Origin of the sequence: Planococcus sp. 11815, assembly GCF_051096385.1 — a bacterium.
Lineage (GTDB): Bacteria > Bacillota > Bacilli > Bacillales_A > Planococcaceae > Planococcus > Planococcus citreus.
On record NZ_CP096991.1, the window covers coordinates 305,667 to 318,517 of the forward strand.

Annotated in this window: 14 protein-coding genes and 1 riboswitch; of the genes, 13 read left to right on the top strand and 1 reads right to left on the bottom strand. The window is 50.8% G+C overall.

Features of this window, described 5'->3' with window-relative positions:
- Positions 1–12: 12 nt before the first annotated feature.
- The 3 genes from M1Q06_RS01680 to M1Q06_RS01690 all read left to right on the top strand — a co-directional run bounded on the left by M1Q06_RS01680 (position 13) and on the right by M1Q06_RS01690 (position 2,695).
- Positions 13–1,569, top strand: coding sequence for a fatty acid--CoA ligase (locus M1Q06_RS01680; RefSeq protein WP_434401184.1), 1,557 nt, complete (start codon positions 13–15; stop codon positions 1,567–1,569).
- A 45-nt stretch (positions 1,570–1,614) separates the two neighbouring features.
- Positions 1,615–1,998 (top strand): hotdog fold thioesterase, encoded by a 384-nt coding sequence (locus M1Q06_RS01685; protein ID WP_206662496.1) that lies wholly within the window; start codon positions 1,615–1,617, stop codon positions 1,996–1,998.
- A gap of 142 nt (positions 1,999–2,140) precedes the next feature.
- Positions 2,141–2,695 (top strand): TetR/AcrR family transcriptional regulator, encoded by a 555-nt coding sequence (locus tag M1Q06_RS01690; RefSeq protein ID WP_434401186.1) that lies wholly within the window; start codon positions 2,141–2,143, stop codon positions 2,693–2,695.
- Positions 2,696–2,735: 40 nt separating this feature from the next.
- Here the strand turns inward: M1Q06_RS01690 and M1Q06_RS01695 are convergent, their stop codons facing one another.
- A complete protein-coding gene (locus M1Q06_RS01695) occupies positions 2,736–3,239 on the bottom strand; it encodes a methylated-DNA--[protein]-cysteine S-methyltransferase (protein ID WP_434401188.1) in 504 nt (167 codons plus the stop codon).
- A 126-nt stretch (positions 3,240–3,365) separates the two neighbouring features.
- Between M1Q06_RS01695 and M1Q06_RS01700 the strand changes: the two genes are divergently transcribed.
- From M1Q06_RS01700 to M1Q06_RS01745, 10 genes are all read left to right on the top strand, one after another.
- The gene (locus tag M1Q06_RS01700) at positions 3,366–3,509 is read left to right on the top strand and encodes a hypothetical protein (RefSeq protein WP_157073521.1); all 144 of its coding nucleotides are present in this window, start codon (positions 3,366–3,368) and stop codon (positions 3,507–3,509) included.
- Positions 3,510–3,622: 113 nt separating this feature from the next.
- Positions 3,623–4,564: a hypothetical protein gene (locus M1Q06_RS01705; RefSeq protein ID WP_434401190.1), complete on the top strand. Its 942-nt coding sequence runs from the start codon at positions 3,623–3,625 to the stop codon at positions 4,562–4,564.
- A 125-nt stretch (positions 4,565–4,689) separates the two neighbouring features.
- Complete coding sequence (locus M1Q06_RS01710) at positions 4,690–6,354, top strand: formate--tetrahydrofolate ligase (protein WP_434401192.1); 1,665 nt, start codon at positions 4,690–4,692, stop codon at positions 6,352–6,354.
- Positions 6,354–6,575 carry a hypothetical protein gene (locus M1Q06_RS01715; RefSeq protein WP_434401194.1) on the top strand — a complete coding sequence of 74 codons (222 nt, stop codon included), beginning with the start codon at positions 6,354–6,356 and terminating at the stop codon, positions 6,573–6,575. Before M1Q06_RS01710 ends, M1Q06_RS01715 begins: the two co-directional genes overlap by 1 nt.
- Before the next feature lie 134 nt (positions 6,576–6,709).
- Entirely contained in the window at positions 6,710–7,993 is a 1,284-nt protein-coding gene (locus M1Q06_RS01720) for a DUF4139 domain-containing protein (RefSeq protein ID WP_434401196.1), read from the top strand.
- A 28-nt stretch (positions 7,994–8,021) separates the two neighbouring features.
- Positions 8,022–8,519, top strand: a complete 498-nt coding sequence (locus tag M1Q06_RS01725; RefSeq protein WP_434401198.1) for a TspO/MBR family protein — start codon at positions 8,022–8,024, stop codon at positions 8,517–8,519.
- A 216-nt stretch (positions 8,520–8,735) separates the two neighbouring features.
- On the top strand, positions 8,736–9,707 hold the full coding sequence (locus tag M1Q06_RS01730) for a proline dehydrogenase family protein (RefSeq protein ID WP_121300779.1): 972 nt from the start codon (positions 8,736–8,738) through the stop codon (positions 9,705–9,707).
- A 61-nt stretch (positions 9,708–9,768) separates the two neighbouring features.
- Positions 9,769–10,173, top strand: coding sequence for an acyl-CoA thioesterase (locus M1Q06_RS01735; protein ID WP_434401200.1), 405 nt, complete (start codon positions 9,769–9,771; stop codon positions 10,171–10,173).
- Positions 10,174–10,677: 504 nt separating this feature from the next.
- Positions 10,678–10,779, top strand: a riboswitch (purine riboswitch).
- Between the two features lie 142 nt (positions 10,780–10,921).
- Entirely contained in the window at positions 10,922–11,506 is a 585-nt protein-coding gene (locus M1Q06_RS01740; protein ID WP_121300991.1) for a xanthine phosphoribosyltransferase, read from the top strand.
- Entirely contained in the window at positions 11,506–12,828 is a 1,323-nt protein-coding gene (locus M1Q06_RS01745) for a nucleobase:cation symporter-2 family protein (RefSeq protein ID WP_434401202.1), read from the top strand. The genes M1Q06_RS01740 and M1Q06_RS01745 overlap by 1 nt, the downstream gene beginning before the upstream one ends.
- Positions 12,829–12,851 lie beyond the last annotated feature (23 nt).

The window sequence follows — 12,851 nt, forward strand, 5'->3', positions numbered from 1 at the left end:
GAGGAAAAAATAATGTATGCGACACTCGGAAGTATATTTGACCATACGGTTTCCCTGCACCCGGAACGTGAAGCGTTTGTCGATTTAAGAAGAAATAAGCGCTGGACGTATGCGCAGTGGCGGGACGACGTGCATCGCTTAGCGAATGCGCTGACGGCAGCTGGCGTTGCTAAAGGGGACCGCGTTTCCACATATCTTTTCAATAATCAAGAGCTGGCGACTGCATTATTTGCCTGTGCCAAAATCGGCGCAATCTTCAACCCGATCAACTTCCGCCTGAAAGCGGAAGAACTGGCATTCATCATAGAAGATGCCAAGCCTGAAGTGGTGCTGTTCGAAGCAGTGCTAGAAGGCGTCGTACAGACCATTGCGCCGCAGTTTCCAGCGGTCCAGTTCTGGACAATCGATGACAAGACGCCATCGTTTGCAAAGAATTATCATGAACAGGTCGCAGGAGCTTCATCGGAAGATCCGGGTGTCGAGATGGATGAATCGGATACATATGCCATCATGTATACGAGCGGAACGACAGGGCGTCCGAAAGGCGTCATCCACCGGCATCGCAGCATGGCCGAACAGAGCATGATGTGCATCGCCATGCTCAAAACGACAAAGAATGATGTTGGTTTGGTCGCCGCGCCGATGTTCCATTGCGCAGAGTTGCATTGCAACATCATCCCACGCGTCCAGGCGGGGGCATCGAGTATCATCATGCATCAATTCGACCCGTTTTTGGCGCTGGATACGATCGAGAAAGAACGAGTGACGGTGATGTTCGCGGTGCCGACGATGTGGAGCATGATTGCCGAAATCGACGGCGCGCAGCAGAAAGTAAAGAGCTTGACGCGCGGTCTTTACGGCGCGGCCCCGATGGCACCTGTGCTTGTAAAACGTGTCAAAGAGGTGCTTGGCATCGATTTGATCCAGGCATATGGGCAGACGGAAATGGGACCGGCCATCACTTTTTTATCGGAAGAGGACCAGTTGGCGAAAGCAGGCTCTGCGGGACAACCTGCCTATAATCACGAAATCCGCGTCGTCCGGCCGAATGAAGACGGCCCGTCAGAACCGGAAGATGTGCTTGCGCCTTTTGAAGTCGGAGAAATCATCGTGCGCGGGCCGAGCATGATGGCAGGGTATTTCCAACGCGAAGACGCGACAGAAAAAGCGCTTTATAAAGGCTGGTATCATTCGAGTGACTTGGGCTATATGGATGAACAAGGGTATTTATACGTCGCTGACCGCGTCGATGATATGATTATCAGCGGCGGAGAGAATATCTATCCGCGTGAAGTGGAAGATGCGCTTCATGGCCATGATAAAGTACAGGATGTCGCAGTGCTTGGCGTCCCAGACGAGAAATGGGGCGAATCGGTGTTGGCTTTCGTGGTCTCGAAAGACCCATCATTGACTGAGCAGGATTTGGAAGAATACTGTGTCAATCACGAAAATCTCGCGCGCTACAAGCGCCCGCGCTCGTACCGTTTTGTGGAGGAACTGCCGCGCAATGCCAGCGGAAAGATCCAGAAATTCCTGTTGCGCGAACAATATCGAGAACTATCGTCTTGAATGGGCGATGAGAAAAGAGGGGCAAATATGGTGAAGATGAAGCCTATGGAAGAAACGATCATGGGCGTGCTCGGCATCGAGCTGACGGAGCAGTCTGCTGAACGGATTGTCGCGACGATGCCTGTGCATGCAGCGACGCACCAGCCATTCGGCCTATTACACGGCGGGGCATCGGTGGTTCTCGCAGAGACGGTGGCAAGTTTCGGGACCTGGCATGCGATTGACCAGCAAAACGAGATTGCGGTCGGGCTGGAAATCAACGCCAACCACATACGTGGAAAAAAAGATGGCGTCGTGACAGCCATCGGCACGCCGCTTCACAAAGGGCGCACGACGATGATTTGGGATATTAAAATCCTGGATGAAGAAGAGCGGCTCATTTGCGTGTCGCGCTGCACGGTAGCGATTGTCCAAAAACCAACTGAATGATGGCAAAAGGCCGGACCTCGCGCTGAGGCTCCGGCCTTTTTAGCCGCTCCAGAAATTAATTCGACGAAGCGGCCATGTTATAGTGAAAGAACAAGGAATCCGGGGTCCGGAAAGGCTGTGACAAGTGTTGAAAAGGGAAATTATGCAACAGAGCATTGGGCTATTTGTCGACAAAGGCTATAGCGCAACGTCGATACAAGACATTGTAGATGCGCTCGGCGTGACAAAAGGCTCTTTCTACTATCATTACAAAAGTAAAGACGCATTGTTGATGGACATCCACCAGCAATACATCGATGAATTGCTCGTGCGGCAAAAATTGATCCTGCAGGAGGCGGCGCCGGCGAAGGACAAGCTGGCAGCGATTGTCCGTTTGTTGATCGGCGACATGGAAAAGCAAGGGCCCATTGCCAATGTCTATTTCCGCGAACTGCGTCATTTAAAAGAAGAAAACGCCAAGACGATTCGTGCAAAACGGGCGCAATTCCGCGAACAGATCGAATCGGTCCTGCTGTCAGGCATCGAAAGTGGTGAGTTCCGCAAAGAGTTGAATCCGAAGATGATCGCTTTCGCCGTGCTCGGCGTAACTAATTGGAGCTATCAATGGTTTCAGCCGGGGGGTGAACTGGCGACTGGCGAGTTGGCAGAACTTTATACCGATTTCGTTCTCCATGGCATTGTGCCAGCGCAAAAGTAAAAGCAGTTATCCATCAAGTCGGATAACTGCTTTTACTTATTCATTTTCTTTCCGTTTCCAGCAAATGATGTTTCAGTTCCATACCGCCCCGAAAGCCTGTCACACTGCCGCTTTTCCGGATGACCCGGTGGCAGGGGATGAACAGGAGCAAAGGGTTTGCGCCCACTGCAGAAGCGGCTGCTCGGACAGCTTTCGGTTTGCCGATGCGTTCAGCCAGTTCGGAGTAAGAAATGGTGTGCCCGTAAGGAATTTCCTGTAAGGATTGCCAGATGGAACGTTGAAATTCAGTGCCTGCGACATCAAGAGGCAACGAAGATGTTTCGCGGGAACCTGCAAGCCAAGCTTCGATTGCATATTGATATTCCTTTAGCGCTTGTGGGTCTTGGACGAAGTCGGCGCTTGGAAATCGTTTTGCGCAATGCTGCTGCATTTCAATAAGGCCTTCGCCCGGCGAACCGACATAACAAAGACCCTTGCCGCTTTTGGCGAGAAGCAGGCGGAATTCATATTGCTCGGCGTACGCCCAGCGGATGGTCTGTGCCATAGCCATCATCCTCCCGTATTTTAGTTTCAGTATAAGCCGAGCTACGCCGTTTTTCAGCAAGTAGATTTCTTGTTTGAGCTTTTGGAGAACGGGAATACGGGGGATAAGACATAAGGAGGGATCTACATGGCAAGAGACAAGAACAAAGAAAGACTGGAAGAAGAGCGCCGCGAACAAGAGTTGCGTGAAGAACAACAGGCTTTTAAGGACAGTGCCAGAAACCTCGACGAACAGAACCGGATGAACGATACACAGAACCAGCAAAAATAAGCCATATGCCAAAATCAGCCCGTGCACCGGAAAATCCGGTGGGCGGGTTTTTTTCACTATGCGTGCGGGCGTGGTAGTATGGTACATAATACTTTTAGGAAAGAGTGGTTTTCATGTTTGACACCCTTGAACAACTAATGGAAGAAAAAGGAATAGAAAGCAAGCGTTCGGTCGCATGGAAGAAAATCAGCGAGGAAGAGCAGTTATCGGAAAAGTTTCTCGCTGATAATGCGCGTAATATCCATTGGCAGTTGGTTTCCAAGCATCAACCACTGTCTGAAGAGTTTATCCGCCAATACAGCGGCTTTCTTTACTGGGATGAAATCCTCCGCCATCAGCAAGTATCGGAGCGCTTTCTAGAGGAATTTTCAGTCCCTGAAAAATGGCAGCCCGAAGAAGGCCAGCTATCCCCAAAGCAGTTGAAAGCCTTGGAAGCGCATGGCCAGCCTTTTGATGAACGGGAATACTGGAAGCTCGTGTCCGCCAAACGCTTATCGCCGATGTTCATCGAGAAGCACCAGGACCAAGTCGATTGGCAGACGCTCAGCGACCAGCAGGAATTGCCGATGACATTAATTGGCCGCCACGCCGATAAAGTCGACTGGCTCGCTGTGACGCGTGGACAAAAATTGACAGAACGGTTTATCGAAAAGCACAAAGGACAAGTAGAATGGGAAACGCTGTCGTTCCATCAGGCGTTGTCAGAGCGGTTCATCAATCGGCATAGCGATAAGATGGCGGCGATTTCTGCAGAACAGCCGCGCTCAGAAGCTTTTCTCTATATGCATCTGGAAAAGATGGACCCAGAGACGATTCTGGCGTGCCAGCAGATTGGCGAGGCAGTGGAATACGAGAGCTTCAAAGTCTATAGCATTTCCCGTAATAGCCGGAAAAAATACATCGTGGAGTTCAATCATTACGATGAACCGGATTCCCCGCGTTTTCTAAAACTGGACGATGAAGGCTTCTATGATTTGCTGGAAGAGTATGAGTTGCAAGACCATATTGAAGCGGATTTCCCGGAACTTTTGTTCATCGAAGAAATGCGCTTCTGACCAAACGCGCCCAATAGTGGGTGCGTTTTTTTAAATTGGCTGAAGGGATTTGGGGACGCTGGCAGGCTTGTGTTTTCCGGCATCCCGTTTATAATGGGAAGAAAAATTGAAAGTTGGGACTATGCATGGCGATGACCGATTTGACGATTGCAAAAGAAGCGGCTATCCGGCCGATCCAGGAAATTGCACAGCAAGCTGGGATTGCGGAAGACGCTTTGGAATTATACGGGAAATACAAAGCGAAAATCGATGTGAATAAATTGCCGAAAACCACGAAGGACGGGAAAGTCGTACTCGTGACAGCGATCAGCCCGACACCGGCAGGCGAAGGAAAATCAACGGTGACAGTGGGACTTGCGGACGCATTGAAACAAAGCGGCGAGTCGGTCATGGTGGCGCTTCGCGAACCTTCTCTCGGACCAGTCATGGGTGTCAAAGGCGGCGCGACAGGCGGCGGCTTTGCACAAGTGTTGCCGATGGAAGACATCAATCTTCATTTCACAGGCGATATTCACGCCATCACGTCGGCAAACAATGCGCTCGCTGCATTGATCGATAACCATTTGCACCAAGGGAATGCACTTCGCATCGACCCACGCCGCATTACATGGAAGCGTGCGCTGGACATGAACGACCGGGCGCTGCGCCACGTGACGATCGGTCTCGGCGGCCCTGCGCAAGGCGTACCGCGTGAAGATGGTTTCGATATAACGGTCGCATCGGAAATCATGGCGGTGCTGTGCCTCGCCACTTCTCGAGAAGACTTAAAAGAACGCTTGGCCCGCATGGTCATCGGCTATACGTATGATCGCGAGCCGGTAACGGTCCGTGATTTGGAAGCACAAGGCGCGCTCGCGCTGCTCTTGAAAGAAGCATTCAAGCCCAATTTGGTGCAGACGATCGAAGGAACGCCCGCGATCATTCACGGCGGCCCGTTTGCGAACATCGCGCATGGCTGCAATTCCTTGATGGCGACGAACACGGCGAGAAGCCTGGCGGATGTCGTCGTCACAGAAGCAGGCTTCGGCGCGGACCTCGGCGCTGAAAAATTCATGCACATCAAATCACGCAAAGGCGGCTTCCATCCGGATGTGGTCGTCATCGTTGCGACGGTGCGTGCGCTGAAAATGCACGGCGGCGTGGATAAGAAAGAGCTCGGCGCAGAAGACGCGGATGCGGTGCGCCGCGGCATCGTCAATTTGACGAAACACGTGGAGACGATCCGTCAGTTTGGCATCGAGCCGGTCGTAGCACTCAATCGCTTCACGGGCGATAGCGATGCGGAACTCGCGCAAGTGATGGACTGGGCGAAAGCGGAAGAAGTAGCGATTGCGCTGACGGAAGTATGGGGCAAAGGCGGAGCTGGCGGGCTTGACCTTGCGGCACTCGTCAAACGGCAACTCGATAAAGGCGCTGATTTCGGCTATCTGTATGCAGAAGAAGACGCCGTCGAAGAAAAGCTTCGGACAATCGTTCAGAAAGTCTACGGCGGTGCGGATGTCCAGTTGACGGATAAAGCAAAGAAACAATTGGCCGAACTGAAAAAGTACGGCTGGGACGCATTGCCGATTTGCATGGCGAAAACGCAATATTCCTTGTCGGATCAGCCGAAACTGCTCGGGCGCCCGGAAGGCTTCACGGTGACGATCCGCGAATTGATCCCGAAGCTCGGCGCAGGATTCATCGTCTGCCTGACAGGAGATATCATGACCATGCCAGGCCTGCCAAAATCACCTGCTGCACTCAATATGGATGTGGCAGAAGACGGGCAAGCGCTCGGATTGTTCTGATGACAGCCAGCGTGCAAATTGTGGATTATGTCGAACAAGGCCAATCCCTCTATATTCAATTGAAAGTGGTAGATGCAGAGACAGGGGCGGCAGTTGAAGGCGAGGTCCGTTTTCTGGGAGAATTGCTTTACGGAGAATTGATTCACGAAAAGAAATCGCCGCTGACAGACGAAGCGCGCATTGAAACGATCGCTTATTTGAGAACCCATTTCGGAAGATGATTTCCGGAGTGGGTTTTTCTTTGGTTTTAGTGACTGAATATTCAATTATTAATGGTCGCTTCCATGCCGAATGTGCTAAGGTGAAAGAAATGAATAGGCTGAATGAATAATCGATTCAAAAAGGAGCGGTTGCCATGAAACTGCAGTCTACACGAAGCGAGCAAAAACATTTATCAGTGGCGGCGTATAACGGGGGATTTGCGCTTGTGCGGGAGATGCGTTATTTGAAATCGGACGGCCCAGTGGAAGAAGTGCAATTTTTGGATGTTGCCGAACGGGTGGAGACGGATTCGATCATTGTGAAAGGGCTCGATGTCCTGGAGCAGAATTACGATTATGACCTGGTCAGCAAAGGGAAATTATTGGAACGCTATATCAACCGCCATGTCCATGTGCGCAACAATGAGACTGGGGAAGAGCTGGAGATGCGCCTGCTCAGCGTGTCGGAATGCATCATCGGCGAACGGGCCGATACGAAAGAAATCGTCATCGATCCGGCCGGGGAACTGATTCTGCCGGCATTGCCGGAAGGCTTATTGCTGAAGCCCGCACTGGTGTGGAAAATAGCGCCAGCAGCGGTAGATCAAGAAATCAGGGTTTCGTATTTGACGAAAAGCCTGGAATGGCATGCCCATTACACATTGGAAATCAAAGACAACGGGTTTCAATTTGACGGCTGGATAAAAATTTTGAATCATAGCGGTGCGCATTACGAAAAGGCAGAGCTCGCTTTGGTGGCTGGGCATGTCCATCGGGAAGAGGAAATGAATAATGGCGATTCACCGATTTTGTATTCGCGCATGCAAGAGTCATTGATTACAGCGGAAACCTTGCCGGACCGTCTTGTCTACCGGATCAACCGCCCAGTCACAGTCATGAACGAACAGCTTAAGCAATTATCGCTATTCTCGGCGCACGGCGCACAATTCAAACGGGCTTATCAAGTGAGGTCAGGCGATACACATGCAGATATCCAACTCGAATTTCCCAACACGAGCGAAAATGGGCTCGGCATGCCGCTTCCGGAAGGCGTGGTGAAAGTATACGAAGCCGGGTATTCAGGTGAAGTGTTTTTCACCGGCGAAGATCGAATCGAACACACAGCGCCTGGGAAAAACCTACGTGTCCATATCGGAAAAGCGGCGGACATCACGAGCGACAGCCATGAAAAATTGCGTGAAAAACATGGCGTCCATGAATACATCACTTATGTGTACAAACTTGAAAATGAAAAGACGGAAAGTATCCGTTTACTGGTCGAACACGTGATAGTTGAACCCATCTGGGAAATGGAATCGTCCAGTCACGATTATGAACGAAAAAGCAGTTCGAAAGTGGAATTCGTCGTGCGGATCCAGCCCGAGACCACGGTAGAATTGGAGTTCACGTACAAAGTCGATAAACGGCGAGAAGAGTGAGGCTATTAGAAAAAAGGAGGAGAATATCATGGAAGACGCATCAGTCAATGGACGCATACATGTGAGGAACTTGGACGCAAGCATACTGGTCCCAGTCGTCGGCGGATCGATTGTCGGAGCGCTCGCCAATAGAGGCACCCGCGAGCAATACGAGCGGCTGAAAAACCCTTCATTTGCGCCGCCGGGTTGGGTGTTCCCGGTCGTCTGGACAGCGCTGTACAAAATGATGGGCGTCGCCAAATACCGCGCGCAAGAAACAGCCAAACCACTCGGGCGGGAGCGGCAGGTTCTGGCTCCGTATGAACTTCAGCTCGGTTTGAATTTCCTCTGGTCGTTTTTGTTCTTTAAATGGGGGCTGCGGGGAACAGCACTCATCGAAATGGCGGCGCTTCTCGGCGCAGTCATTTGGGCGGCGTATGAATTCTATCAAATTGACCAACTGGCCGGAGTGTTGATGGTGCCGTATATCGCCTGGGTGGCGTTTGCGCTCGGGTTGAATTATTCATTCTGGCAGTTGAATAAATGATCGCCCGAAGTGTCGGAATCCCCAGCGGTTTCGGCACTTTTGTCCATTTTTTGACCTGGTTTTAAAAAAGTATTTCAAACACTGCAAACTGTTAAAAAATTATGATGCATAGTGGTAAGAAAACGACTACAATGAAGGAAGTTGACAACGTTCGAGGCATGGCCTTTTTGGGACTGTTGAAATCAACGCAGTTGAATGGTATCAGGAGGGAAATCAATGTTAAAAGATGTGTTTATCGGCTTGTCTCAAAACCGTCTCCTTACGGCTGCGGCCAAAAAGTACGGCTTGAAATTAGGTGCCCAAACCGTAGTGGCCGGGACCAATATCGAAGAGACCATTAAAAGTATCCGCAGTTTGAATGCGCAGGGAATCAGCGCGACGGTCGACAACCTGGGTGAGTTCGTTTTCGAAAAGGAAGCAGCGCTCGAAGCGAAAGAGAATATCATGGATATGATCGAAGCGATCCACAAGAATAAAGTCGATGCCCATATTTCCTTGAAACCGACCCAGCTCGGCTTGGATATCGATTATGATTTCTGCCTGGAAAACTTGAAAGACATTGTCGCACTTGCCCATAACTACCATATGCACATCAATATCGATATGGAAGATTACGGACATGTCCAGCCGTCGTACGATCTTTTGAATGCGCTTTCGAAAGACTATGATAATATCGGAACGGTCATCCAAGCGTATTTCTTCCGTGCCATGGACGATCTGCAGGAACATAAAGACTTCCGCCTTCGCATCGTCAAAGGCGCTTACAAAGAGCCGGCAGATGTTGCTTACCAGACGCGCGAAGAAATCGATGAAAACTTCATCAAATTGATCGAGTACCATTTGCTGAACGGCAAATTCACGTCGATCGCGACACACGACCATCACATCATCAATCATGTCGAAGCCTTCATCAAAGAACATGATATTTCATACGATAAATTTGAATTCCAGATGCTTTACGGCTTCCGCAAAGAGTTGCAGCGCGAGCTTGCGAATAAAGGCTATAACTTCTGCACATACGTGCCATTCGGCGATGACTGGTACGCCTATTTCATGCGCCGCCTGGCCGAGCGGCCGCAAAACTTGAATCTCGTATTCAAGCAAGTGTTCACGAAAAAGAACAATATCGCTATCGGGGCGCTTGCCGGAGCATTCATCCTGGGCCGTGCCACCAAAAAGCGCAAGTAAACAAAGGCGTCTCTTCCGGAGGCGCTTTTTTCAATTCCTAAAAAAATGGAGGTGTGTAAGCATGTACAAAACGACAATTACGCCGCGTGTCTCTGAGACCGATGCGGTCGGCCATATCAACAACACGAGTTTGCCGGTCTGGTTCGAAGCCGGCCGCAATCCGCTCTTTGAATTATTTACGCCGGACCACGATTTCTCCAAGTGGAAAATGGTCATCGTCAAAACGACGCTCGAATTCACCGGGCAAGTATATTTCGGAAAAGACGCCGAAGTCCATACTTGGGTCGAGCGCATTGGCAACAGCAGCCTCGAGTTGTACGAGGAACTGCACCAGGAAGGGCACTTATGCGCAAAAAACCGCGCCGTCTATGTCAATTTCAATCTGGCACAGCAGCACAGTGAGCCGATTCCGCCCCAAATCCGCGCTGAACTGAACAAGCATCTGCGTGAGGCGAACGGACACTAAACTATATAAGTTAAATCATTACCTACACGAAACGATATTTCAAAAAAACGGAAATCATCAAATCACACCCTATTCGTTCATTAGCAGGTGAAGTTGAAAGACCCACTATTTTATTGTTTGTCTACTTGATGAAAGAGTGGAAGGCGGCGACTAATGAATAAGCGAAAGGCACTTGAGCTTGTTCATTTGCGACGCATCTGCCTCGCAGATGTGGGAGCAGCTGAGTTTTGAACTCAGTCCTTAGCGAACAAGGGGTGGCTGAAGCCATGCCCTGGCAGCTGGCATCGCGACGTCCTGTCGCGCCAGCTGCATGACCCACATCCTGTGGGCCCGAAAGCGTCCGCCTGGAGCGATTTCACCAATCTCTTTAGGTATCATCAACCTTTAATTTAACCTATTATAGTAAACTTGGTCTGATCGAACTTCACTGATGCTTTGCGGATTCTGAATAGTTTTTTAATTAATGCGGCTCTTGAAAGGCCATTTGGACATGCTATAATAAGTCCATTCAAAAGAATATTCACTCATATAATAGCGGGAATATGGCCCGCAAGTTTCTACCGGTCCGCCGTAAACGGACTGACTATGAGAAGCAATGGAACGAAAAGAAACCGCCTATTTCGACAGGCGGCTTCCTTTTGCGTTTCCTTTCGGGAAAGCCCGGAGGACCTTGCTCCACTCATGGTTATGAATGGATGCGCGTCCTCCGGGCTTTTGTGCGGAGGATGCGGGAAAAGGAGCGGAAAACATGAAGCAGTTGGAAGAAAAGATTCTAGCGGACGGGCGGGTTTTGTCCGAAGCCGTATTGAAAGTTGATTCATTTTTGAACCACCAAATCGACCCGGCCTTGATGCAAGCGATCGGGGAAGAGTTCGCTTCCCGTTTTAAAGCAGCGGGAATCACAAAGATTTTGACGATTGAATCGTCAGGCATCGCGCCTGCAGTCATGGCCGGCCTATCGCTCGGCGTGCCGGTCGTCTTCGCGAGAAAGCGTAAATCGCTGACCTTGACGGATGGTTTGTACACAGCCCCTGTCCATTCCTTTACCAAAAATGAAACGAACGATATCTCCGTGTCCCGTGATTTTCTCGGGAAAGACGATGTCGTGATGATCATCGATGATTTCCTGGCGAATGGCCAAGCAGCACTCGGCTTGCTCGATATCGTTGAACAAGCTGGTGCGGCATGTGCAGGCATCGGCATCGTCATTGAAAAAGGATTCCAGCCAGGCGGGAAATTGCTGCGCGATAAAGGCATCCGCGTGGAAACATTGGCGAATATTAAATGGATGGAACCTGGCCACGTGGAGTTTTACGGGGAGGTGCCGAACTGATGAAAAAAGCCTTCGGAGAAGCGGCACTCGGCCTTCAACATGTCCTGGCGATGTATGCGGGAGCGATTCTCGTTCCCTTGATTGTTGGGGCAGCGCTCGGGTTGACGCCGGAGCAATTGACGTACCTCGTTTCGATCGATATTTTGCTGTGCGGCGTTGCGACGCTGCTGCAAGTGTTCAATTCCCGCTTTTTCGGCATCGGCTTGCCGGTCGTGCTTGGCTGTACATTCACGGCGGTCGGCCCGATGATTGCCATTGGCGGCCAATATGGCATTTCGGCAATTTACGGGTCGATTCTCGTTTCTGGCCTATTCGTCATTGTCGTTTCCGGATTTTTCGGCAGCCTCGTCCGCTTTTTCCCGCCGGTCGTGACTGGTTCAGTCGTCACCATCATCGGCATCACACTTATTCCGGTCGCCATCAATAATATGGGCGGCGGGCAAGGCGCGGAAGATTTCGGTTCGCTGTCCAATATCGCCTTAGCTTTCGGGACACTAGCCTTTATCATTTTCCTTTATAAATTCTCCCGCGGCTTTATGCGCGCCGTGTCGATCCTCGTCGGCTTGATTGCCGGAACGGTCGTTGCCGGATTTATGGGCAAAGTCGATTTCACGCCAATCGCAGAAGCGTCGTATTTCCATATGGTGGAGCCGTTCTATTTCGGAATGCCGACATTCGAATGGTCCGCGATCCTGACGATGATCCTAGTAGCGCTTGTGTCACTTGTCGAATCGACAGGGGTCTACTTCGCCCTTAGTGATATCACGAAAAAAGACATCAATGAAAAAGATTTGGCGAAAGGTTATCGTTCTGAAGGCTTGGCGATTTTCCTCGGGGGAATTTTCAACGCGTTCCCGTATACGGCCTACTCGCAAAACGTCGGGTTGATCCAAATGTCCGGCGTGAAGTCGCGCAAGATCATCTTTATCGCGGCCATCATGTTGATCGTTCTTGGGTTCGTGCCGAAAATCGGCGCCATGACGACGATCATTCCGACACCGGTGCTTGGCGGGGCGATGATCGCGATGTTCGGCATGGTCATCGCACAAGGCATTAAAATGCTCAGCGGCGTCATCTCGGAATCGCAGGAAAACTCCATGATCGTCGCTTGTTCTGTCGGCATAGGGCTCGGCGTAACGGTCGTTCCGGAATTGTTCGCGCTATTGCCTGCAGGCGTCCAGATCTTGACGAGCAACGGCATCGTTGCCGGGAGCTTGACGGCGATCGGTTTGAACGTCATCTTCCATATGCTGCCGTCCCGCAAACGAAAACGCGAGGCGCAAGCGGTACAATCCAATCAAGCAGTCACACCCCATGGGTGAATAGAAAAAGCTGTCCCTTCGTA